Genomic DNA, 22,376 nt, shown 5'->3' on the forward strand with positions numbered 1-22,376 from the left:
GGGCTCCCGGGGGCTCGAGAGGCGGTCAGTCGGAGAGGCGCTCGCCCGTGTCGGTGTCGAAGACGTGCACGTGCTGCGGGTCGGTCGTGACGTAGAGCGTCTCGCCCTTGCGCGGCTGGGTGCGGCCCACGACGCGGATGATCACGTTGGACGGAACGCCCTCGACGTCGCTGGTGCCGTAGACGAAGCTGTCGGCACCGAGCTCCTCCACGACCGTGATGCGCACCGGGAGCCCGCCCTCGGAGTCGGAGACGAGGCGCCAGTTCTCCGGACGCACGCCGACGGTGACCTTGCCGGACATCTTCTTCTCCGCGGTCGGGTCGACGGGCACCTTGTAGCCCCCGACCTTGACCGTGCCGTCCTCGGCCGCGACACCCTCCAGCAGGTTCATCTGCGGGGAGCCGATGAAGCCGGCGACGAAGAGGTTGGCGGGCTTGTCGTAGAGCTTGAGCGGGGTGTCGACCTGCTGCAGCACGCCGAGCTTCATCACCGCGACCCGGTCGCCCATCGTCATCGCCTCGACCTGGTCGTGGGTGACGTAGACGGTCGTGACACCGAGGTCCTGCTGCAGGCGCGCGATGTCGGTGCGCGTCGCGACGCGCATCTTCGCGTCCAGGTTGGACAGCGGCTCGTCCATGCAGAACACCTGAGGCGCCCGCACGATCGCACGACCCATCGCGACCCGCTGGCGCTGACCACCCGAGAGCGCCTTCGGCTTGCGCTCGAGGTACTCGGTGAGCTGCAGGATCTCGGCCGCCTTCGCGACCCGCTCCTTGCGCTCGGCCGCCGGGACCTTGGCCATCTTCAGCGAGAACGCCATGTTCTCCTCCACCGACATGTGCGGGTAGAGCGCGTAGTTCTGGAACACCATCGCGATGTCACGGTCCTTGGGCGGGACGTTGGTGACGTCACGGTCACCGATGTAGATCTTCCCGTCGTTGACCTCTTCCAGCCCCGCGAGCATCCGCAGGGTCGTGGACTTGCCGCACCCCGAGGGCCCGACGAGGACCATGAACTCGCCGTCCTTGATCTCCAGGTCGATGCCGGGCACGGCCGGCTCATCGGCGCCGGGATACCACCGCTGCGCCTTCTCGAACGTCACTGATGCCATGTTCTGCTCCTTCACCGGCAGGTACGTGCCGGACGATCCGTAGTGAAGTGACAGGGGTCACAGTAGCGCGATTCATGCCGGGCGGACCGAACCGCCTGCGCGCACGCGCATCGGGACGGAGTCGGTGCCTCCGTGGTCCGCCGGGTCGAGGAGCCGGCGTACGGCGAGCGCGCCGAGCTCGGTGAAGGGGAGCTCGACCGACGTCAGCGCGGGTCGCAGCCAGCCCGCCAGCGCGGAGCCGTCGAAGGAGACCACACTGACGTCGTCGGGCACGCGCAGACCTGCCTCGGCGAGCGCCTGGTAGACGCCCATCGCGAGGCGGTCGTTCATGCAGACCAGGCCGTCGGCGCGGCCGCCGCCCGCGAGCCAGCGGCTGGTCGCCTCGAACCCCTCGGTCACCGACCAGTCGCAGCGCACCAGGCCTGCGACGTCGAGGCCGTGGGTGGCGAGCTCGGCGCGGATCCCGGCCATCCGGCGTGGACCCGCCGTCGCCTCCGGCACCGGGTCCTCGCCCACGACCCACACCTCCCGGGCGCCGGCGGCCAGCAGGGTGGCCACGGCGGCCCGGCCCCCGCCCTCGTCGTCGGGCACCACCGACGGGAGCCGCTCGTCGAGGTCCTCGCAGTTGAGCAGCACCGACCGCACGCCGCGCAGGCCCTGCGGCAGGTGGACGGTGCGGGCGGTGCGGGTGGCATAGACCACTCCGTCGACGTCGCGCTCGAGCATCTCCTCGATCAGCAGCCGCTCGAGCTCGGGGTCGCCCCCGCTCTCCCCCATCACGACGAGGTGGTCGAGCTCGCGTGCCGCCAGGCTCGCCCCGGTCAGCATGCTGCTGCCGTACTGCTCGCCGGCGATCTGGTCGGACACGAGCCCGACCGTCGCCGTACGCCGGGTGCGGAGGCTGCGCGCGCTGCGGTTGGGCCGGTAGCCCAGGTCGGCCACGGCCGCCTGCACCTTGGCCACGGTGGCCGGCGCGATCCGCATCTCGTCGGCGCGGCCGTTGAGGATGTAGGAGGCGGTGGTGGGCGACACGCCAGCCTCGGCCGCCACGTCCGCGAGCATCACGCGACGTCGTGTTCTCACTGCCACTCCCTCGTCTCCCGGTCGTCGGGTCGTCGCGGGTCCGTCGACGCGCGCCGAAGCATGCCGCAGCGGTGGTGCGCCTGCGGCGGGAACGTGTCCGAAACGTTGCTTGACACCGGTCCCGCCCGGCACACATGATGCGGCTGATTCGATTCAGCAGTGGTACACGTCACACTACGACACAGAGGCTGAGCGGGACAGACCCCGCCATCCGAGGAGGCACCCTCATGCGACTGACTGCGACACGGCGCCGGACGGCGTTCGCCGCGACGGCGGCGGCACTGGCCCTGACCACGACCGGCTGTCTCGGCAGCGACGACGACGGTGGGGGCGGAGGTGAGAGCGGCGGTGACGACGGCGTGGTCGAGATCCTCGCCACGACCGACCCGCTCGTCTTCGACGGGCTCAAGGCCAAGGTCGAGGAGGAGGCCGAGGCCGCGGGCATCGAGGTCAACATGGAGCGCGTCGACAACATCAACCAGCTGATCCTCACCCGCATCCAGGCGGGCGACCCGCCGGACATCGCGGTCATCCCGCAGCCAGGCGTCATCAAGCAGATCGTCGACCGCGGCGAGGGCGTCGAGCTCACCGACGACATCGTCCCCGCAGACCTGATCGCCGACATGACGCCCGGCACGCTGGAGGCCGGCCAGATCGACGGCACCCAGTACGGCCTGATGATCAGCATGAACGTCAAGAGCCTGGTCTTCTACAACAAGCAGGCCTGGGAGGAGGCGGGCTACGAGGCTCCCGAGACCCTCGACGACCTGGCCGCGCTCACCGAGCAGATCAAGAGCGACGGGGGCACCCCGTGGTGCTTCGGCATCGAGTCCGGTGCCGCCACCGGCTGGCCGGCCACCGACTGGTTCGAGGACCTGATCATGCGCTACGGCGGTGCCGACGTCTACAACCAGTGGGTCACCAACGAGGTGAAGTTCGACTCCGACGTCGTGCGCCAGGCCGCCGACTACTTGGAGACCAACGTGCTCGCCGAGGGCAACGTCCCGGGCGGGCGCAGCTCCATCGCCAGCGTCAACTTCGGCGACGCCGAGGACACCATGTGGGAGGACGAGCCGGGCTGCTGGATGTTCAAGCAGGGCAACTTCGTCGTCTCCGCCGACTTCATGCCGCAGGACGTCGTCGACAACGTCGACGAGCGGATCGGCGTCTTCGGGTTCCCGCCGGCCGAGGCCGGTGGCGAGAACCCGGTCCTGGGCGGCGGTGACCTGGCGACGCTGCTCGAGGACAACGACGACTCCCGCGCGATCATGGAGATCCTGGCCGGCGTCGAGCTCGGCACCACGGCGGCACCCGAGAGCTCCTTCATCTCGCCGCACACGGAGTTCGACACCTCGCTCTACCCGAGCGACCTCACCCGGCAGATCGCCGACGTGGCCTACCAGGCCGACCCCTTCCTCTTCGACGGGTCGGACCAGATGCCCGGCGAGGTCGGTGCCGGCAGCTTCTGGAAGGAGATGACGGCGTGGATCAGCGAGCAGCAGGACCTCGACACCACGCTGACCAACATCGACGACAGCTGGCCCTCCAGCTGAGCGATGCCCGCGGGGACGCGGTCGGCCGCCACAGCGGGCGGCCGTCCCCCCTCCCGGCACCCGTCCTCCCCCGTCACGTGCCCATCCAGGAGCGAGACACATGGTCCTGAAGATCCTCAACACCCTGATCACCGTCGGCGTGGGCATCCTTGCCGCGCTCGTCCTCTACTGGTTGCTCAACAAGCTCGCAGAGCTGCTGCCTGGTCCGTGGGAGGACCGGATCAAGCCCTACCTCTACATCCTCCCCGCCTACGCCGCCCTGGTGTTCTACCTCGTCTATCCCGCCGTCCAGACCGTCGTCTTCAGCTTCGCCAACCCCACGAGCACGGCATGGGTGGGATGGGACAACTACACGAAGCTCCTCCAGAGCGAGAACTTCCAGGACACGCTGTTCAACACGCTGCTCTGGATGATCGTCGTCCCGGTGGTCGTGGTGGCGCTCGGGCTGGCCATGGCCGTCCTCGCCGACCGGCTCAACCCGCGGTGGGAGAGCACGTCCAAGACGATCATCTTCCTGCCGATGGCGATCAGCGCCGTCGGCGCCGGCGTCGTGTGGGGGCTGGTCTACGACTACCGCCCGGAGGGACGCGAGCAGATCGGCCTGCAGAACGCCATCGTCACCGCGCTGGGCTTCGACCCCGTGGCGTGGCTGCAGCTCGACCAGCTCCACATCAACAGCTTCTTCCTGATGATCATGCTGATGTGGGCCCAGGTCGGCTTCTCGATGGTGCTGCTGTCCGCAGCGGTGAAGGGCGTCCCGGAGGACACCCTGGAGGCCGCCCGCATCGACGGGGCCAACGAGCGCGACATCTTCTTCCGGGTGGTCGTGCCGCAGATCTGGGGGACGGTGCTGACCGTCTACGTCACGACGCTCATCGGCGTGATGAAGATCTTCGACATCGTCTACGTGATGACCAACGGCGGCTTCAACACCAACGTGGTCGGCAACGAGTTCTTCAACCAGCTCTTCAGCAACTTCAACAACGGCGCGGCCGCGGCGATCGTCGTGATGCTGATGCTGGCCACCGTCCCGATCATGTTCTACCAGGTGCGCAACTTCCGTCGCGAGGAGATGATGGGATGACCTCGACACAGACCACGATGGCAGCAGCCACGCCGACGGAGAAGACGCGCAAGCGCGCCTCGCGCGAAGGACAGCCTCAGAAGGCGGGCTGGTTCGCCAGGATCGTCGTCCTCACCCTGTGCTTCCTGTGGATCGTGCCGGTGGTCGGGCTCTTCCTGACCTCCTTCCGGCCACGGGACGACGCCAACGAGACCGGCTGGTGGACGCTGTTCTGGACCCCGTCGGCATGGAGCCGGCTGAGCTTCGACAACTACGTCACCGCATGGAACGACGCCGGGCTCGACATTGCGTTCGTGAACACCCTCGCGATCGCGCTGCCGGCGACCTTCATCCCGATCCTGGTCGCGGCCTTCGCGGCCTACGCGTTCACCTTCATGGAGTTTCCGGGCCGCAACTTCCTGTTCCTGGCCGTGGTGAGCCTCCTGGTGGTGCCCAACTACATCGCGTTCGTGCCGATCCTGCGCATCTACAGCGACCTGCAGATCGCCGGCACGTTCCCGGCGGTGTGGCTGGCGCACATCGGGTTCGGCATGTCGCTGGCGATCTACATCCTGCGCAACTACATGGCGACTCTGCCCAAGAGCCTCATCGAGTCGGCGAAGATCGACGGCGCGAGCCACTTCCAGACGTTCTTCCGGCTCGTGCTGCCGATGTCGGTGCCGGCGCTGGCGGCGTTCGCGATCTTCCAGTTCCTCTGGGTCTGGAACGACCTGCTGGTGGCGCTCATCTTCGTCGGTCCGGGCGACAACGCACCGATCACGGTGGCGCTGCGCAACAACCTGATGGGCCAGGCCGGGGCGGGCCAGCACCTGGTCACGGCCGGCGGCTTCATCTCGATGATCCTGCCGATCATCGTGTTCCTCTTCATGCAGCGGTTCTTCGTCCGCGGCCTGACCGCGGGGGCGGTGAAGGGCTGAGCAGCACCGTCGTCGCCCGGCGTGGGACGCCGGGCGGCGTCGGTGGCATCGCTCAGTAGGTGCCGAGGTACTTCTTCGGGGTGCCCGGCGCGGGCTGTCGCTGCACGGTGACCGAGCCCATGAGGGCCATCCCGCGGATGCGCACGACCGGCGACCCCGGGCCGATCTCGGCGGGCACCTTGTCCTTGGCCTGGGTGAACTCGCCCATGATCGGGGTGCCGTCCATGACGACGTGCATGTCGGCCGGCACGATCACCTTGACCTCACCCATGATCGAGCTGGCGTTGATGAGCGTCTCGCGGGCCGACAGCTGCGCCTGGCGCAGGTCGATCACGACGCTGCCCATCAACGCGAACGCGCTGTGGTGCTCAGGCACCGACCAGACACCCTGGCGCTTGCACTCGCTCATGATCGCGACCGACGAGTTGTGGCCGACCGCCGGCACCGACGACGGCGTACGACGCACGGGTGAGCCGGCCGGTGGCGCCACGGGCCCGGTGGGCTGCAGGTCGAGCGTGATCGGCACGAGCTCGCCGTAGGTCTTGGCCTGCCAGGTCAGCTCGAGGCGCTCCTCGAGCTCGTCGAGGTCGATGCGGCCGTCTCCCGCAGCGTCGCGCAGCACGTCGGAGACGCGCTGGCGGTCGGCGTCGGAGATGCGCATCTGCGACGGGTCGTGCGGGCGGTTCTCGATCTCCCCCATGGCTCCAGCCTAGCGAGGAGCAGCGGCCGCGACCCGTGACGGGCGTCAGGGGGCGACCCGCCCGCCCGGACCGGGTAGATCCGTGGACATCCGGGTCCGGTCGAAGGATTCTGGGAGGACGACGTCTCGGGCCCTGCGCCAGCGGCTGCCGGAGGTGACATGGGCGCGCTACCCAGCCCGGACCTGCCACCGGGCGCGCACCAGGACCTGGCCCGAGCGCTGCACGACCTGCACCACCGGGCCGGATGGCCCAGCCTCCGCTCGCTGGCCCGCCGCACCGGGGTCTCCCACACCACGGTCTCCAAGGTCCTCTCCGGCCGGGGCCTCCCGCCCTGGGGGACCGTCGAGCTCCTCGTGGAAGCGATGGGTGGCGACCGGCCGGAGTTCCACGACCTGTGGCTCGCCGCGTCGTCGACCGGCGACGAGGGGCCTCGCCCTCCGCCACCCGCGATCGCGGGTCGTCGCGCCGAGCTCGTCGTCGTCCGCCACCACCTCGACGGCAACGGCGGCCTCCTGGTCGTGACCGGTGAGGCCGGCATCGGCAAGTCGACGCTCGTGGACGCTGCCGCGTCCCTGGCGGACGCCTACGTGGCGGTCGGGCGCTGCCTGCCGTTCTCCACCGAGGTCCCCCTCATGCCGGTGGTGGAGCTGATGCGGTCGATCCACGACTCGGACGACGGGCGGTGGATCGACGAGGCGCTGGCGGACTGTCCCGGCTACGCCCGCGAGGCGCTGGCCCGGTTGCTGCCGGAGCTCGGCGTCGACGCAGCGACCACCGACGACGTGGACTTCGCCCAGCAGCACCTGTACGCCGCCGTGGCGGCGGTGCTGGCCCGGCTCGCGGCGTCGCGACCCCTCGCGCTGGTCGTGGAGGACCTGCACGTGTCGGACGCCACCACCCTCGACCTGCTGGAGTACGTCCTGTCGCGCGGGCCGCACGTCCCGGTCGCGGTGACGTGGCGCGTCGACGACCCGAAGGTCCCGCAGTGGCGCAGCGAGTGGCTCGCACGCGTGCAGGCCCTCCCCGGGACCCAGACCGTCGCCCTGGGCCCGCTCACCCTGGAGGAGACATGCGACCAGCTCCGGCTGGCCGGGTGGCCCGACGGCACCCCGGACCGCGCCCAGCGCATCCACCGGCGGTCGCGGGGACACCCCCTCTTCACCGCGCAGCTCGCCATCCAGGGGGACGACCCGAGCCTCCCGCCGCTCCTGGCCGACCTCCTCGACCGACGCCTCGGCGACCTCTCTCCGGACCAGGACCGGGTGACCACTGCGCTCGGCGTGGCCGACCGCCCGGTCGACGTCGAGCTGCTCGCGGACGCGACCGGCCTCGACGAGGACACCGTCCTGGTCACGCTGAGGCAGCTGGCGGCGCGGCACCTGGTGAGCGTGGGCCCGACCGACATGGTCCGGCTGGCGCACCCCCTGCTGGCCGAGGCCGCTCGTCGACGGCTCCTCCCCGGCGAGGTACGGCGACTCCACCGCACGTTCGCCGAGCTGCTCGGACGCGCCGGCGGGGCGGACCCGGCCGTCGTCGCCGAGCACTGGCGGCTCTCGGGCGGGGCGTCCGAGGAGGCCCGGTGGCGAGCCGCCGCCGCCCGTCAGGCGCGCCGCCGTACCGACCCACGCTCGGAGGCCGAGCACTGGCTGCGGATCCTCGAGCTGGGCCGCCAGCACGTCGTGGCTCCCGAGGGCCTGGTGACCGCGTGGCTCTCCGCCTTCGACGCCCTGCAGCTCTCGGGCCGGCTCGAGGCCTGCGCGGCGCTGGTGGACGACGCCCAGCCGGACGTCGACGCGCTCCCCGACGAGCAGGCCGCCAAGGTGATCCGGCGCGCGGCGCAGGTCGTCTGGCTCGTCGGGGACGACCCGGAGGCCTCCGTCGTGCTGGCCGACCGGGCACTCGACCGCCTGGCCGGCCACCCGGTCGGCGCCGGTCTCGTCCACGTCCTGGACCAGCGCGCCGACGCCCTGATGGACCTCGCTCGCTACGACGAGGCGACGCGCGATCTGCAAAGCGCGCTCGACGCCTGCGCGGAGCTCGACGACGACGCGCTCTACTTCCAGACCGCCGCCACCCTGGCCTGGCACGTGGGCCACCTCGGCGACCTGGCCGCCGCGCTCGAGCTGTTCCGCCGGGCGCGGAGCCGGGTGGACGGCACGGCCGGCCCGTGGCGGGAGGCGCACCTCGCGATGATGCACACCGACGTGCTCCTGCAGCACCACCGCCCGCCCCACGAGGTCGAGGCGGCCGCCCAGCAGGCGCTGGACCTCGCGCGGGAGTGGCAGCTCGACTTCCACATGCTCACCCTGGTCAAGGCCAACGTCGTGGAGGCCTACCTCGACGCCGGCCGGACGGGCGAGGCCGCTGTCCGCCTCGTCGACGTGCCCCGGTCGCAGAGCTACGACGACTGGCCGGGGCAGTGGGTCGCGGCACGCCTCGACATCGTGCAGGGCCGGACGGACGACGCGATCGAGACCATGCGCGGACTGGTCAAGGTCGGCGGCAGTCCACGCAACCGGCTGAACCGGGCGGTGTGGGAGGCGACCGCGCTGCTGTGGCAGGACGAACCGGTTCAGGCGTGGGACGTGCTGCGGGACTCGCTCGAGGCCTTCCTCGACTCCCCCGGGATCGTCGACTACTGGCTGGCGTTCCTGGTGCTCGCCCGAGCCGCGGCCGACCTGTGCGCGTCGCCGGGACGTCGAGCCACCACGGAGGCGACGACGGCGATCGAGGACCTGGCGGACCTGCGTCGACGGGCGCGATTCGACCCGCTCGACCCGCGACGGTCCTCGGCGGGGGTGGCGGCCGGGACGTCCTGGGACGCCGAGCTGGACCGTGCCCGCGGCGTCGACACCGTGGACCAGTGGTCGCGAGCCGCGACCGCCTGGGGTCACCTCGGTCGACCGCACGCAGCGGCGTACTGCCGCTGGCGAGCGGCCCAGGTGGCGCTCCGCGAGGACCGGGGGGTCGTCGCCGCGCGGCTGCTGCGGCGCGCCGCGGGCGAGGCCCGCGAGCACGTCCCCCTGTCCCGGGCGATCGCGGAGACGTCCCGGTGAGGACGCGGACGGATCCCCGCTCCTGAGGAGCAGGGATCCATCGGGTGGACCCGGCCAAGGGACAAGGACCGGACGCCCCCCGACGGCGTCCGGCCGGCCCCCTCACAGGCCGTTGTCCCGGAAGTCCAACCGGTTCAGGTTCCGTGCCTCGGGCGGATCGGTCGTGCGGTCCTTCGCCGGCGCCTTGCCGTACTCGTCACCGAAGTCGAGGCGGTTGCCCGTGGTGTGGTCCGGCACGGTGACCGTGTCGGTCTTCTCGGCCTTGTTGCGGCTGATGTCCTGCGCGGGCGGGTCGAGGTCAGCCCCACAGGCGGCCAGGGCGGGGAGGACGACGGCCACCGCGGCACAGGCAGCGAGACGGCGGCGGACGGCGTGCGAGCTCTCGTTCATGTGGTGTCCCTTCGTGGTCCCGGACCTCGAGCGGTCCGGGGGATGTCCTTCCACGGTGGGACCGGTGGGCGACCGGTTGACACGGGTTGACGAACGCTGACACCTGGTCCGTCCCCGGTCTGGACCGGCGGCCCGGGACGCGTCTGGACAACCCTCCGCCCCGGGTCGATCCTGAAGGAGACCCTGGGAGGGCCGATGGGCCTGCTGCACCAGCCCGAGCTCGAGGCCGGACCCCACCGCGACCTCGTCGACGCACTGCACCGCCTGCACCACGAGGCAGGACGGCCCAGCGTCCGCGCCATCGCCCGCCGCGCGGGGTGCTCGCACACCACCGTGTTCCACCTCTTCACGCACCCGCGCCTGCCCGCGTGGTCGCTCGTCGAGGTGGTGGTGCCGGCGCTCGGGGGCGACCCGGCCGACTTCCGCGACCTCTGGCTGGCCGCGACGGCGGACGGCGTGCGGCACCTGCCCCCTCCCGCCCGAAGCATCGCGGGGCGCCGCGCCGAGCTCCTCGTCGTACGTCGTCACCTCGAGGCCGGTGGCGGGCTGCTGGTCGTCACCGGCGAGCCGGGCATCGGCAAGACGACCCTCCTCGCCGCGGCCGCCCAGCAGGTGTCCACCTTCGTGGCCAGGAGCAGCGGGTTTCCCCTCCTGTCCGACGCACCCTTCGCGGTCGTGTCCGACGCGCTGCGCCAGGTCTGGCTCGCCGACGAGGGACGGTGGATGGGCCAGGCACTGGCCCGCTGCCCCGACTTCGTGGCCCCGGCGCTGGCGCGGGTCCTGCCGGAGATCGGGCTGCCCGGTCGCGACGTCGAGGACCGGTTCGCGACCGCCCGCCTCTTCGCCGCCGTCGAGTCCACCCTCGCCGCCCTGACCGCGCTCCGTCCCCTGGCGCTCGTGGTCGAGGACCTCCACTGGGCCGATCCGAGCTCACGCGGCTTCATCGAGCGGCACGTCGTCGGCGGCCGGGGCGTCCCGATCGTCGGCAGCCTGCGCACGGGCGAGTCGCCCGGGGCCGACGCGTGGCTCGTCCGCACGCGTCGCGAGGCAGCGCTCGTGCTCAACCTGGCGCCCCTCACACGCAAGGAGACCCGCGAGCAGCTCCGGATGCTCCTGGGGCCGCGGCTGCGGCGCAGTGACGTCGAGCGGGTGCACCTGCTCGGGCAGGGGGTGCCACTGTTCACCGAGGAGCTGGCGCGCTCGACGACGGCCGACACGGTCCCGGAGCCGCTCGCCGACCTGCTCGCCCGTCAGCTCGACCAGCTGGGCCCGAGCGCCCGGGCCGTGCTGCTCGTCGCGGCGCTGGCCGACCGTCCCCTGCCCCCGCAGCTCCTCGCGGACGCGACATCGATGGACCAGCCCGAGCTCACCGACGCCCTGCGCGAGCTCGTGGCCCGCCACCTGCTCGCCGACCCCTACACCTCGACCGACGTCACCGTCCGGCACCCGTTGATGTCCGCCACCGTGCGCGCCCGGCTCGTGCCGGGCGAGGCTGCCCCGACCCATCGCCGGCTGGCATCCGCGCTGGCCGCGACCCCGCACCCCTCGGCCGCCGAGGTCGCCGAGCACTGGCGCCGCGCCGGGGACCCGCGCGAGGAGCTGCCGTGGCGCGTCGCCGCCGGCCGCGCGGCGTGCAGCGGGCTGGCGCGGGACGAGGAGGCCGCCCACTGGGAGCGGGCACTCGAGCTGTGGCCGGCGGACGGTCCGGCCCCCGCCGATGCCGGGATCGTGAGGTCCGAGCTGCTCCTGGAGCTCGTCCACGCCATGATCGGCTCCGGGCGCACCGAGCAGGCCGGTGACTGGGTGGCGGAGGCCCTGGCCCTCGCGCCGGCGCTCCCGGCGACCGGCCACGCGCTCGCACTGCGCCGGGCCAGCCAGGTGCTCGCTCACGTCGATCCCGACGCCGCCGTGCTCCTCGCCGACCAGGCCATCGCCGTGCTGGAGTCCCTCGGCGACCAGGCCTCCCTCGTGCGGGCCCTGGGCGACAAGTCGTGCGCCCTGCGCGGAGCCGGGCGCAACACCGAGGCGGACGCGGTCATCGACCGCACGCTCCAGCTCAGCGCCCGGCTGGGCGATCCAGCGCTCCACCGCGACGCCCTCGCCGAGCGCGCCTGGCACGACGTCGCCCTCGGGCGCACCGTCGTCGGGCTGCGCGCGGTCCGCGAGGCGCGGTCGATCCTCGTCGAGGGAAATCCGTTCAGCGACGTGTGGCTCGGCACCTACCACACCGACCTGCTGCTGATGCTGTGCGCGCGAGCCGACGAGGTGGCCGACGCGGCGGACGCCGGGCTGGCCGCCGTGCGCGAGGCCGGGATCGACTCGTTCGTCCTGAGCACGATGCTGGTGTGCAACGTGGCCGAGGCGCGGATCCACGAGGGCGCCGTCGGCGCCGCCTCGAGGCTGGTCCGCCCCCGCACGAGGGACGACCCCCGGCACGCGACGCGCTTCCTGCACCTCACCCGCGCCTGGGTCGAGGTGCTGCACGGCGACCTCGAGGCCGCCGATCGACGCCTGGAGAAGGTCGGCGCGCTCGACCTCGGCACCAGCGCCCACCGGCAGGCGTTGCTCCACGTCCAGGCGTTGTGCGACCTGTGGCGCGGGCTCCCCGCGCAGGCGCTCGACCACATCGGCGAGGGCATCGCCGGTGAGACAGCCACGTCGTGGTCGCCCTACACCGGGTCGCTCCTCTGCCTCGCCGCCCGCGCGGCCGCCGACGTCGCCGAGGTCGACCCGACCCGCCGGCGCGCCCTCGTCGCCCGGCTCGCCGCGTGGCAGCAGCAGTGGTCACCCGACCCGCTCGCCCCGGAGGCCGTCCATGCCGCGGCCCCTGCGGCCCGGAGCACGTGGCGTGCCGAGCTCGCCCGGCTCCACGGCATCGACCGGCTGGAGCACTGGGCCGGGGCGGCCGAGCAGTGGGACCTCGTCGGGCGACCGCACGAGGCGGCGTACTGCCGCTGGCGGGCGGGCGTGCTCGCGCTGCGCGAGGGCCGCGGCACGCTGGGCGGACGGCTGCTGCGACGTGCCCACGCCCAGGCGCGCGGGCACGTGCCCCTCCTCGCCCTGATCGACCGGGCCCGAGCCCAGGTCAGCGCGCCCGCGGCGCAGCGACGTGCTGGTAGTCCTTCGACGACACCCAGTAGCCGCCCCACTCCCACCCGATCCGTCTGAAGGCGGCGACGACGATGTCGCCGCTGCGGACCGCGCCCAGCCGGTCGGGTGCCCCACGGCTGCGGTCGATCGCTGCGAAGCGCCGACCGTTCGGCGGGTCGACGCGCCCCGGACGGACGTAGGGGTTCTGCACGGGGTTGATGTCGATCGCCTCGCCGTAGGCGTGCTGCGACCAGGCTCGTCTGTCCCGCGACGCGGCGGCAGTTGAAGCCGGAGGTGTTGTTGGCCGCCATCGAGAGGTCGTCGTCGGCGCGGTAGGCGTCCACGAGCCGCATCCGGGCGATCGGGAAGCCGGCGTCGTAGAGGCGTCCGAAGGCCTCGGTCACCTCGCGGGCCCACCGCCGGTGGACGACCATCTCGCCGGTGCGGGCGCGGCCGTCGTAGTCGCGGTGCGTCATCCGGAGGTGCCGCAGGTCGCTCAGCGGGACGGGGCACCCGGGTCGGTGGCTGCGGCGCATCCGGGCGTCGAGGTCGGCGTCGATGCGGCTGACCGAGGAGTCGTACGCCGGGTCGTCGGCCTGCGCCTCCCCGGGTCGCCGGCCAGTCCGGTGCAGCGCTGCCGGGCCCGGAAGTCCGCGACGGCGCGGGCCCGGTCGGGGCCCGCGAGGGGTACGGGCCGGCCGTCGACCGGTGAGATGCGCGCCGGCGTCCACGACTTCTGCATGGCTCCCCCACCGTCGAGGGTGACGGTCAGGACCCCGGTCGCCGCCTGCCGGTCGTGGTACCAGACGAAGTTGCCGAGTCCGTAGCCCACCACGGCGTCGCCCGCCCACCCCGCGCCGCCGAGAGCACGTGGGAGTGGCTCCCCACGACGACGTCCGCGCCGGCGGCGGCGAGGTCACGTGCGAGCAGGCGCTGCGACTGCGTCGGGCAGGACTGGTACTCCTTGCCCCAGTGCAGGTAGACGACGACGCCTGGTCCTGTGCGGACGCCTCCTCGACCGCGGCGAGCAGGGCATCGGCGTTGCTGCCCCGCGCCGACGCCGTACCGAGGCGGCCCGGGCGCGCGGTCCACACGTCGCTGGCACCCTCGCGCTGGACACCGTCCGCTGCGAGGAAGGCGACCTCGAGGTCGCCGACCTCCACGACGTGAGGGGCGTACGCCGCCTCGCCCCGGCCGGCCCCGACCATCGCCACCCCGCGCTCGCGCCCGGCGGTCAGGGTGTCAGCCAGGCCCGTGGCGCCGTAGTCGCCCGCGTGGTTGTTGGCCACGCTGACCACGTCGACACCGGCGTCGGCCAGCACGTCGACGGCGCGGGGACCGGTGCGGAACCAGTAACGGTCGCCGGCGTTCTCCAGGCTCCTTGGGGTCGCGTTGCCCGCGCCGCGTCACCGGCGTCTCGAGGTTGACCATGGCCACGTCCGCCGCACGCAGCGTCCGGGAGATGCGGCCCAGACCGCCGGGCCGGTCCAGCAGGCGCCCGGCGGCACCTTCGAAGTGGACGTCCCCAGCGAAGGCGAGGGTCACCTCGCCCTCCCTCAGCGGCATGGTCGTCGCCGTGTCACCGGTGGCGGGTCGAGACGGTGTCGGTTCGCCGGCGGGGGCCGAGCCTGCACCCGGAGAGCACCAGCGCGCAGGCAGCGACCCCGGGGAGGTGACGCACCCGAACGTCCATTCCTCGAGTGTGCCTGCCGGGTGGTGGCCGCCCCGCGTCAGGCGGCGAGCGCAGCGAGGTGCCGCGACACCGCCAAGGCCGCCTGGCGGCCCGCGCGCGAGGCGCCGACGGTGCTCGCTGAGGGGCCGTAGCCCACGAGCCTGCACCCGCGGGTCGCGCGCGGCGGTGGTCGCGCCCTGCACGTTGCCGCGCACCGGGACGAGCGCGATGCCGCCCTCGGGCGACCGGAGGCCGAGGGGCGCGAGGTGCTCGACGGCGGGCCGGAAGCCGGTCGCCCAGAGGATCACGTCGACCGGCTCGAAGCGGCCGTCGGCCCACCGCACGCCGTCGCGCTCGATCCGCTCGAACATCGGGAGCCGCCGCTCGTAGGCGCCGAGCCGGGCCGCCTCCTGCTCCTGCGGGCGCAGCGCCAGGCCGGTCACGCTGACCACGCTCGCCGGCGGCAGGCCGCGTCGTACGCGCTCCTCGACGGCCGTGACCGCGGCGAGGCCGGCGGCCGCGTCGAAGTCGTCCTCGCGCCACACCGGCGGGCGCCGGGTCACCCACAGCGTGTCGGTCAGCGGCGCGAGCTCGCCGAGGAGCTGCACCGCGGAGGCGCCGCCGCCGACCACGAGCACGCGCCTGCCACGGAAGTGCTCGCGGCCCGGGTAGCCGGCGGTGTGCAGCTGCTCGCCGACGAACGACGAGATGCCCGGGTAGTGCGGGACGAACGGACGCGTCCAGGTGCCGGTGGCGTTCACCAGCGTCCGGGTGCGCCGGACCTGGTCGCCGGCGTGCACGACGAGGAGGTCCCCCTCGCTCTCGACGCGGTCCACCCGCACCGGCCGGACGACGGGGAGGTGGTGCCACCGCTCGTAGCCGTCGAAGTAGTCGGGCACCACCAGGTTGGCGGCGCGGTCGCTGCCGTCGGGTGCGGTCGAGGCAGGGAGGTCCGCGACCCCGTGCACGTCGTCCATCCGCAGCGACGACCAGCGGTGCTGCCAGGCCCCGCCCGGTCCCGGGTTGGCGTCCAGGACGACGTGGTCGATGCCGCGCTGGCGCAGGAAGTACGACGCGGCGAGACCGGCCTGGCCGGCGCCGATCACCACGGAGTCGAGGACGCGCATGCCGTCCCAACGCCCACCTGCTCGCCTCTATGCCCGCGACCCGAGGCGTGGCAGCCTCGGGACATGACCACTTCCGTCGCCGTCCTGGCCACCCGGCTCCTCGAGCTCCACCACACCGGCTCCACGCTGGTCCTGCCCAACGTCTGGGACGCCTGGTCCGCGAAGGTCGTCGCCGGTGCCGGCTTCGGTGCGCTCAGCATCGGCAGCCACCCGCTGGCCGACTCCCGCGGACAGGGCGACAACGAGGACATGACGCTCGACGACGCCCTCGACGGCGTACGCCGCATCTGCTCGGCCGTGCCCGAGGTCCCGGTCACCGCCGACATGGAGGCGGGCTACGGGGCCGCGCCCGACGAGCTGGTCGAGCGGCTGCTCGAGGCCGGTGCCGTCGGCCTCAACGTCGAGGACACCGTGCACTCCGAGGGCGGGCGGATGAGGTCCGCGGCCGAGCACGCCGACTACGTCGGCGCGCTCCGCCAGGCCGCCGACGCGGCCGGCGTCGACCTCGTCGTCAACGCGCGCACCGACGTCTTCCTCAAGAAGGACCGGTTCGCCGACCCCGTGGACGAGGCGATCACGCGCCTGCGCGCGTGCGAGGAGGCAGGCGCGCGCTGCGTCTACCCCGTCGGCGTGCCGGACGCCGCCGCCCTGCAGGCCCTGCTCGACGCCCTGTCCGGCCCGGTCAACGTGATCGCCAACCCGCGCACCGGCAGCGCCGCCGGGTCGCTGGAGGACCTGCAGGTGATGGGCGTGCACCGGGTGACCTTCGGTCCAAAGCTGATGCAGGAGCTGGCGCCCGACCTCGCCGCGCTGGTCGCCCCCTGGCGGTGACCGCCGTCAGGCGATGACCAGGACCGGCTCCGGCGCGACCTCGAGGCGTACGGAGTCGCCGGGCCGGAGGCGCAGCGCCTCGGTGCTGGCGAGCTGGGCGACGACGTCGGTCCCGTCGGGCAGCCGGCACGTGACCCGCGACAGCGGTCCGAGGAACATCACGGTGGCCACCGTGGCCGGGCCGTCGGGGTCGGCGACGACGGAGACCGCCTCGGGACGCACGAGCGCGCGGCCCGGGCCGGTGGTCGACCCGGGCAGCACCGGCACGTCGCGCCCCAGCACGGCGGCGGTGTCGCCCGTGACCTGGGCGGGCAGCCGGTTGCTGAGGCCGACGAACTCTCCGACGAACTGGCTGGCGGGGGCCGAGTAGAGCTCGGCCGGCGGGGCGACCTGCTCGAGCCGGCCGGCGTTCATGACGCCGACGCGGTCGGCGACGGCGAGCGCCTCCTCCTGGTCGTGGGTGACGAAGAGGGTCGTGGTGCCGACCTCGATCTGGACCCGCCGGATCTCGTCGCGCAGCTGCACGCGGACCTTGGCGTCGAGGGCCGAGAGCGGCTCGTCGAGCAGCAGGACCGACGGCTCGATCGCCAGCGCCCGGGCGAGGGCGACGCGCTGCTGCTGACCGCCGGAGAGCTGGTGGGCGTAGCGGTCGGCGTGCTCGGCGAGACCGACGAGGTCGAGCATGTCACCCGCCCGCGCCCGTCGGGCGGCTCCGTCGCGACCGCGCATCTTGAGACCGAAGGCGACGTTGTCGGCGACCGTCATGTGCGGGAACAGGCTGTAGGCCTGGAAGACCATCCCCATGTCACGCTTGCTGGCCGGGACCCGGGTCAGGTCCTTGCCGCCGACCGAGACCGTCCCCGACGTGGCGGTGTCGAGGCCGGCCAGGATCCGCAGCGCGGTGGTCTTGCCGCAACCGGACGGTCCGAGGAGGGCCACGAGCTCCCCCGGCTCGATGTCCAGGGTGAGGCCGTCCAGCGCGCGCACCTGCCCGTAGACGCGGGTGAGGTCGGACAGCTCGACGGCGAGACCGCGCTCGGTCCTGAGGTCGGTCATGAGCTCGCTCCTTGCTTGTGCCGGTCACGGCTGAGGAAGGTGAGGCCGACCAGCAGCACGGCCACCAGGATCATCGAGGCGAGGGCCGCGGCCATGGCGGCCGGCCCGTTGCTCTTGTAGAGCGCCGCCATCGCCACCGGCAGGGTGTCGAAGTGCAGCAGGGAGGCGAAGACGTACTCGCCGAGCACGAGCGCGACCGCGATGAAGGCGGCGCCCAGGATCCCGCTGGTGATGTTGGGCATGATGATGCGCGCGATCACGGTGAACCAGCCGGCGCCCAGGGAGCGGGCCGCCTCCGACAGCGTCGCCGCGTCGATGGCCGACAGCGCCGCGTCGATGGCGCGGTAGGAGTAGGGCAGCACCAGCACGACGTAGGCGAAGGTGAGCACGAGCGCGCTGTCGCCCAGCAGGTAGGTCACCCAGGAGTAGACGTTGGTGATCCCGACGACGATGACCAGCGCGGGGATCGTCAGCGGGAGCAGGCACAGGAACTCGATCAGCCCGCGGGCCCTGGGCACCCGCAGCCGCACCCACACCATCGTCGGCACCAGCAGCGCCACCATCAGCACGACGGTGAAGAGGGCCAGCAGCAGCGACGCGACGATCGAGGACCGGAGGTCCTCGTCGGTCATCATGAACGCCCAGTTGTCCCACGTGCGCCCCTCGGCGCTGCCGCGGCGCTGCGTCGAGAAGTCGAACATCGCCAGCAACGGCACGAAGAAGTAGGCCGCGAACACCAGCAGCCCGACGACGCGGAAGACCTTGAAGCCCGTGGACGGGGTCATCGCATCCACCTCGCCGTACGCCGCAGCAGCAGGTTGTAGCCGACCATCACGACCGTGACCACCACGATCATCTCCAGCGCGAGGGCGAACCCCACGTTGGCCTGGCCCAGCAGGACCTCGCTCGTGATCGCCTGGCGGATCATCAGCGGCACGATGGGCTGGCCCTGGCTGACCAGCACGGCCGCGGTGGCGTAGGCCGCGAACGCGTTGGCGAACAGCAGCAGCAGCGCGCCGAGGAAGGCCGGCGTGAGGAGCGGCAGGGCGACGTGGCGCCAGTAGGTCCACGTGCTGGCCCCGAGGTTGACCGCCGCCTCGCGCCACTGCGGCCGCAGGCCGTCGAAAGCCGGGGCGAAGACGATCACCATCAGGGGGATCTGGAAGTAGGAGTAGACGACGACCAGGCCGGGCAGGCCGAAGAGCCACCCGCTGCCGTAGATGTCCGCCCCGAACAGGTCGGACATCGCCTGGGTGAGGACGCCCACCGGACCGATCGTCGCGATCCACGCGAAGGCCAGCACGACGCCACCGAACTGGGCGAGCACCCCGCTCACGGCCAGGGTCGATCGCCGCAGGAGGCTCTGCGGGGACATCGACACGACCAGGTAGGCCAGCACCGCCCCCAGGACCGCACCGATCACGGCGGTCGACGCCGACAGGACCAGCGACCCCCTCAGCGCAGTGAGCGCGGCCTCGCTGGTCAGTGCATCGAGGTTGCCCAGGGTCAGCGCACCGTCCTCGTCCTGGAACGCGCCGACCACGACGGTGAGCGTCGGGACGACCAGGAACACCAGGACGAAGAGCAGGAACGGCAGGAGCGCGAGGGACGGGCCGACGGCGAACCGTCGGCCCGTGCCCCCGCTCGTCGTGGCGGTGCTCAGCGGATGGCCTTGGACCAGTTCTCGGCCAGGTACTCGCCGGCGGTCACCGTCTGGTCGTCGGTCGGGACGACCGGGTCGCCGGTGACCTCGGGCAGCGCGTCCCACAGCTCGGCGTCGATCGTGCCGGCCTCGGCCATCGCGTCACCGCGGACCGGACGGGCGCCACCCTTGAGCCACAGGTTCTGCCCCTCGTCGCTGTAGAGGAACTCCTGCCACAGCCGTGCGGCGGCCGGGTGCGGCGCGTCGGCGTTGATCGCTTGGTAGTAGTAGCCCGCGACCACGGCCTCCTCGGGCACGACGGTCTTCCACGTGTCGACGTTGGCCGCAGCGGCCGAGCCGAGGTAGTCCCAGTCGATGACGACCGGCGTCGTGCCCTGCTCGATGGTGGTCGAGTCGGGGTCGACGGTGAGGAAGTTGCCGGCCTTCTTGAGCTCGGAGAAGAAGTCGACACCGGGGGCGATGTCGTCGGCGGAGCCGCCGTTGGCGATGGACGCCATCATCACGCCGCTGAAGGCGGCGCCGGCCTGCGTCGGGTCGCCGTTGAGCGCGACCTTGCCCTTGAACTCCGGACCGAGGAGGTCCTTCACCGAGGTCACGTCAGGGACCACGGCGGAGTCGTAGCCGATGGACATGTAGCCGCCGTAGTCGTTGACCCAGGCGCCGTCGGGGTCCTTGAACTCGTCGGGGATGTCGTCCCAGGTCTCGACCTGGTAGGGCGCGAACATGTCGGTGTTGGCCAGGGCGACCGACTGGCCGAGGTCGAACACGTCGGGCGCGCGGTCGGTGCCCTGGAGGTCGTTGGCCGCGTTGATCTCGTCCTGCGAGGCGGCGTCGGGCTGGTCGGAGTTCACCGTGATGTCGTAGGTGTCCTCGAACGTCGAGATGATCTCGCCGTAGTTGGCCCAGTCGGGCGGCAGCGCGATCACGTTGAGCTCGCCCTCGTCCTGGGCGGCCGCGACGAGCTCGTCCATGCTGCCGAAGTCCTCGACGGAGGTGGCCGACGCGGCGTCGACGCCGCTCTCGGTGGTGGTGTCGTTCTCCTTCTCGGGCGCGGCGCAGGCGGCGGCCGAGAGCAGGGTGGCCATCGCGGCGACGGAGACGAGCGTCTTGCGGGTGTTCACTGGACCTCCAGGGGGACGTGGATCCGAGAGCGGCAGGTCTGCCGGGCGGAGCCTCGTCGGTCCCACCCGTTCGGAGGCTACTCCCGCGTGACCGCGTGGCATACGACCGATGAACACCGGTGTGGCCCCGCGAGGTGCGCGAGCCCGAGGGCGCGTCGGACGAGGGCACCGACCCGGCGTAGCATCACCAGCCGTGAGCGCCGCTGAATTCCACTACTCCGACCTCCTCCCCACCGCCGGTTCCAACGGTGCTCCGGAGACGCCCTACCGGTTGATCACCACCGAGGGCGTGTCGACGACCGAGGTCGACGGGCGCACCTTCCTGAAGGTCGAGCCGGAGGCGATCCGACGGCTCACCGAGGAGGCCATGCACGACATCAGCCACTACCTCCGCCCCGGCCACCTCGCCCAGCTGCGCACGATCATCGACGACCCGGAGGCCTCGGGCAACGACCGCTTCGTCGCTCTCGACCTGCTCAAGAACGTCAACATCTCCGCCGGCGGCGTGCTGCCGATGTGCCAGGACACCGGCACCGCGATCGTGATGGGCAAGAAGTCCGAGGGCGTGCTCACCGGCGCCGACGACGGCGAGGCCATCAGCCGCGGGGTGTACGACGCCTACACCAGGCTCAACCTGCGCTACTCCCAGCTCGCGCCGCTGACGACGTTCGAGGAGAAGAACACCGGCACCAACCTGCCGGCGCAGATCGAGCTCTACTCCACGCCGGCCAAGGTCGGGCCCGACGGCAGCCAGAGCCCCGAGTACAAGTTCCTCTTCATGGCCAAGGGCGGCGGGTCGGCCAACAAGTCGTTCCTCTTCCAGGAGACCAAGGCGGTCCTGAACCCGACGCGGCTGATGGAGTTCCTCGACGAGAAGATCCGCTCGCTCGGCACCGCCGCGTGCCCGCCCTACCACCTCGCCGTCGTCATCGGCGGCACCAGCGCGGAGTTCGCGCTGAAGACCGCCAAGTACGCCTCCGCGCACTACCTCGACGACCTGCCGACCGAGGGCTCGATGGCCGCCCACGGGATCCGCGACGTCGAGCTGGAGGAGAAGGTCTTCGAGCTCACCCAGTCGTTCGGCATCGGCGCACAGTTCGGCGGGAAGTACTTCTGCCACGACGTCCGGGTCGTCCGGCTCCCCCGCCACGGTGCGTCGTGCCCCGTCGCGATCGCCGTCTCGTGCTCCGCGGACCGGCAGGCGCTCGGCAAGATCACCGCCGACGGCGTCTTCCTCGAGCAGCTCGAGACCGACCCCGCGCACTACATGCCCGACGCCGGCATGGCCCACGACATCGAGGGCGGCGCCGTCGTGCCGATCGACCTCAACCAGCCCATGGCCGAGATCCTCGCCGAGCTCTCGCAGCACCCGGTCAAGACGCGGCTCTCCCTCACCGGTCCGCTGGTCGTCGCGCGCGACATCGCGCACGCCAAGATCAAGGAGCGCCTCGACGCGGGCGAGGAGATGCCCGACTACCTGCGCAACCACCCGGTCTACTACGCCGGTCCGGCGAAGACCCCGGAGGGCATGCCGTCCGGCTCGTTCGGACCGACCACGGCCGGCCGGATGGACTCCTACGTCGAGCAGTTCCAGGCCGCGGGTGGGTCGATGGTCATGCTGGCCAAGGGCAACCGCTCCAAGGCAGTCACCGAGGCCTGCCACACCCACGGCGGGTTCTACCTCGGCTCGATCGGCGGACCGGCCGCCCGCCTCGCGCAGGACTGCATCAGGTCCGTCGAGGTCGTGGAGTACGAGGAGCTCGGCATGGAGGCCGTGTGGAAGATCGAGGTCGAGGACTTCCCGGCCTTCATCGTCGTCGACGACAAGGGCAACGACTTCTTCACCGACCCCTCCGGCGCGGTGACGGTCCCGCTGAGCTCGCTGACGGGTGCGGGGATCCGGGTCCGCTCGGCCGAGTAG

18 protein-coding genes and 1 pseudogene are annotated in these 22,376 nt (G+C 72.2%); 7 read left to right on the forward strand and 12 right to left on the reverse strand.

Annotated features, from left to right (window positions below):
• Positions 1-25 precede the first annotated feature (25 nt).
• Both ACNKF0_RS17155 and ACNKF0_RS17160 read right to left on the reverse strand, forming a co-directional pair.
• Entirely contained in the window at positions 26-1,111 is a 1,086-nt protein-coding gene (locus tag ACNKF0_RS17155) for an ABC transporter ATP-binding protein (protein ID WP_299925380.1), read from the reverse strand.
• A gap of 72 nt (positions 1,112-1,183) precedes the next feature.
• Positions 1,184-2,194 carry a LacI family DNA-binding transcriptional regulator gene (locus ACNKF0_RS17160; RefSeq protein WP_299925383.1) on the reverse strand — a complete coding sequence of 337 codons (1,011 nt, stop codon included), beginning with the start codon at positions 2,192-2,194 and terminating at the stop codon, positions 1,184-1,186.
• 227 nt (positions 2,195-2,421) lie between these two features.
• Between ACNKF0_RS17160 and ACNKF0_RS17165 the strand changes: the two genes are divergently transcribed.
• The 3 genes from ACNKF0_RS17165 (at position 2,422) to ACNKF0_RS17175 (ending at position 5,748) form a co-directional block, all read left to right on the forward strand.
• Positions 2,422-3,747, forward strand: a complete 1,326-nt coding sequence (locus ACNKF0_RS17165) for an ABC transporter substrate-binding protein (protein ID WP_416954085.1) — start codon at positions 2,422-2,424, stop codon at positions 3,745-3,747.
• Between the two features lie 100 nt (positions 3,748-3,847).
• Complete coding sequence (locus ACNKF0_RS17170; protein WP_299925389.1) at positions 3,848-4,831, forward strand: carbohydrate ABC transporter permease; 984 nt, start codon at positions 3,848-3,850, stop codon at positions 4,829-4,831.
• On the forward strand, positions 4,828-5,748 hold the full coding sequence (locus tag ACNKF0_RS17175; protein ID WP_416954087.1) for a carbohydrate ABC transporter permease: 921 nt from the start codon (positions 4,828-4,830) through the stop codon (positions 5,746-5,748). The genes ACNKF0_RS17170 and ACNKF0_RS17175 overlap by 4 nt, the downstream gene beginning before the upstream one ends.
• Before the next feature lie 52 nt (positions 5,749-5,800).
• Here the strand turns inward: ACNKF0_RS17175 and ACNKF0_RS17180 are convergent, their stop codons facing one another.
• Positions 5,801-6,448 (reverse strand): DUF1707 SHOCT-like domain-containing protein, encoded by a 648-nt coding sequence (locus ACNKF0_RS17180; protein WP_416954089.1) that lies wholly within the window; start codon positions 6,446-6,448, stop codon positions 5,801-5,803.
• Positions 6,449-6,607: 159 nt separating this feature from the next.
• On the opposite strand from ACNKF0_RS17180, the gene ACNKF0_RS17185 reads away from it, so the two are divergent.
• A complete protein-coding gene (locus tag ACNKF0_RS17185) occupies positions 6,608-9,505 on the forward strand; it encodes an ATP-binding protein (protein WP_416954091.1) in 2,898 nt (965 codons plus the stop codon).
• A gap of 102 nt (positions 9,506-9,607) precedes the next feature.
• Here the strand turns inward: ACNKF0_RS17185 and ACNKF0_RS17190 are convergent, their stop codons facing one another.
• Positions 9,608-9,895, reverse strand: a complete 288-nt coding sequence (locus ACNKF0_RS17190; protein WP_416954093.1) for a hypothetical protein — start codon at positions 9,893-9,895, stop codon at positions 9,608-9,610.
• 195 nt (positions 9,896-10,090) lie between these two features.
• Between ACNKF0_RS17190 and ACNKF0_RS17195 the strand changes: the two genes are divergently transcribed.
• Positions 10,091-13,063, forward strand: a complete 2,973-nt coding sequence (locus ACNKF0_RS17195) for an ATP-binding protein (protein WP_416954094.1) — start codon at positions 10,091-10,093, stop codon at positions 13,061-13,063.
• On the opposite strand, the gene ACNKF0_RS17200 is transcribed toward ACNKF0_RS17195, so the two are convergent.
• The 4 genes and pseudogenes from ACNKF0_RS17200 to ACNKF0_RS17215 all read right to left on the reverse strand — a co-directional run bounded on the left by ACNKF0_RS17200 (position 12,981) and on the right by ACNKF0_RS17215 (position 15,784).
• A complete protein-coding gene (locus tag ACNKF0_RS17200) occupies positions 12,981-13,196 on the reverse strand; it encodes a M15 family metallopeptidase (protein WP_416954095.1) in 216 nt (71 codons plus the stop codon). The genes ACNKF0_RS17195 and ACNKF0_RS17200 overlap by 83 nt on opposite strands.
• A 285-nt stretch (positions 13,197-13,481) precedes the next feature.
• Positions 13,482-13,820: a hypothetical protein gene (locus ACNKF0_RS17205; RefSeq protein ID WP_416958639.1), complete on the reverse strand. Its 339-nt coding sequence runs from the start codon at positions 13,818-13,820 to the stop codon at positions 13,482-13,484.
• A pseudogene (locus tag ACNKF0_RS17210) lies at positions 13,754-14,307 on the reverse strand (CapA family protein). Before ACNKF0_RS17210 ends, ACNKF0_RS17205 begins: the two are co-directional and overlap by 67 nt.
• On the reverse strand, positions 14,228-15,784 hold the full coding sequence (locus ACNKF0_RS17215) for an NAD(P)-binding domain-containing protein (RefSeq protein WP_416954096.1): 1,557 nt from the start codon (positions 15,782-15,784) through the stop codon (positions 14,228-14,230). Before ACNKF0_RS17215 ends, ACNKF0_RS17210 begins: the two are co-directional and overlap by 80 nt.
• 63 nt (positions 15,785-15,847) lie before the next feature.
• Here ACNKF0_RS17215 and ACNKF0_RS17220 point away from each other — a divergent pair, with 63 nt between their 5' ends.
• Positions 15,848-16,615, forward strand: a complete 768-nt coding sequence (locus ACNKF0_RS17220) for an isocitrate lyase/PEP mutase family protein (RefSeq protein ID WP_299925411.1) — start codon at positions 15,848-15,850, stop codon at positions 16,613-16,615.
• A 6-nt stretch (positions 16,616-16,621) separates the two neighbouring features.
• On the opposite strand, the gene ACNKF0_RS17225 is transcribed toward ACNKF0_RS17220, so the two are convergent.
• The 4 genes from ACNKF0_RS17225 to ACNKF0_RS17240 form a co-directional block, all read right to left on the reverse strand.
• Positions 16,622-17,671, reverse strand: a complete 1,050-nt coding sequence (locus tag ACNKF0_RS17225) for an ABC transporter ATP-binding protein (protein WP_416954097.1) — start codon at positions 17,669-17,671, stop codon at positions 16,622-16,624.
• Positions 17,668-18,456 (reverse strand): ABC transporter permease, encoded by a 789-nt coding sequence (locus ACNKF0_RS17230; protein ID WP_416954099.1) that lies wholly within the window; start codon positions 18,454-18,456, stop codon positions 17,668-17,670. The genes ACNKF0_RS17225 and ACNKF0_RS17230 overlap by 4 nt, the downstream gene beginning before the upstream one ends.
• Complete coding sequence (locus ACNKF0_RS17235) at positions 18,453-19,244, reverse strand: ABC transporter permease (protein WP_416954101.1); 792 nt, start codon at positions 19,242-19,244, stop codon at positions 18,453-18,455. The genes ACNKF0_RS17230 and ACNKF0_RS17235 overlap by 4 nt, the downstream gene beginning before the upstream one ends.
• Before the next feature lie 86 nt (positions 19,245-19,330).
• Positions 19,331-20,455: an ABC transporter substrate-binding protein gene (locus ACNKF0_RS17240; RefSeq protein WP_416954102.1), complete on the reverse strand. Its 1,125-nt coding sequence runs from the start codon at positions 20,453-20,455 to the stop codon at positions 19,331-19,333.
• 193 nt (positions 20,456-20,648) lie between these two features.
• On the opposite strand from ACNKF0_RS17240, the gene ACNKF0_RS17245 reads away from it, so the two are divergent.
• Positions 20,649-22,376: a fumarate hydratase gene (locus ACNKF0_RS17245; protein ID WP_416954103.1), complete on the forward strand. Its 1,728-nt coding sequence runs from the start codon at positions 20,649-20,651 to the stop codon at positions 22,374-22,376.

This window comes from Nocardioides sp. T5 (genome assembly GCF_048161455.1).
GTDB lineage: Bacteria > Actinomycetota > Actinomycetes > Propionibacteriales > Nocardioidaceae > Nocardioides.

What these genes read in the sequence shown, in the direction of transcription:
- ACNKF0_RS17230 (WP_416954099.1), bottom strand. Translation starts at nt 18,456, where the DNA reads ATGACCCCGTCCACGGGCTTCAAGGTCTTCCGCGTCGTCGGGCTGCTG.
- ACNKF0_RS17155 (WP_299925380.1), bottom strand. Translation starts at nt 1,111, where the DNA reads ATGGCATCAGTGACGTTCGAGAAGGCGCAGCGGTGGTATCCCGGCGCC.
- ACNKF0_RS17165 (WP_416954085.1), top strand. Translation starts at nt 2,422, where the DNA reads ATGCGACTGACTGCGACACGGCGCCGGACGGCGTTCGCCGCGACGGCG.
- ACNKF0_RS17225 (WP_416954097.1), bottom strand. Translation starts at nt 17,671, where the DNA reads ATGACCGACCTCAGGACCGAGCGCGGTCTCGCCGTCGAGCTGTCCGAC.
- ACNKF0_RS17185 (WP_416954091.1), top strand. Translation starts at nt 6,608, where the DNA reads ATGGGCGCGCTACCCAGCCCGGACCTGCCACCGGGCGCGCACCAGGAC.
- ACNKF0_RS17195 (WP_416954094.1), top strand. Translation starts at nt 10,091, where the DNA reads ATGGGCCTGCTGCACCAGCCCGAGCTCGAGGCCGGACCCCACCGCGAC.
- ACNKF0_RS17170 (WP_299925389.1), top strand. Translation starts at nt 3,848, where the DNA reads ATGGTCCTGAAGATCCTCAACACCCTGATCACCGTCGGCGTGGGCATC.
- ACNKF0_RS17215 (WP_416954096.1), bottom strand. Translation starts at nt 15,784, where the DNA reads ATGCGCGTCCTCGACTCCGTGGTGATCGGCGCCGGCCAGGCCGGTCTC.
- ACNKF0_RS17180 (WP_416954089.1), bottom strand. Translation starts at nt 6,448, where the DNA reads ATGGGGGAGATCGAGAACCGCCCGCACGACCCGTCGCAGATGCGCATC.
- ACNKF0_RS17190 (WP_416954093.1), bottom strand. Translation starts at nt 9,895, where the DNA reads ATGAACGAGAGCTCGCACGCCGTCCGCCGCCGTCTCGCTGCCTGTGCC.
- ACNKF0_RS17220 (WP_299925411.1), top strand. Translation starts at nt 15,848, where the DNA reads ATGACCACTTCCGTCGCCGTCCTGGCCACCCGGCTCCTCGAGCTCCAC.
- ACNKF0_RS17175 (WP_416954087.1), top strand. Translation starts at nt 4,828, where the DNA reads ATGACCTCGACACAGACCACGATGGCAGCAGCCACGCCGACGGAGAAG.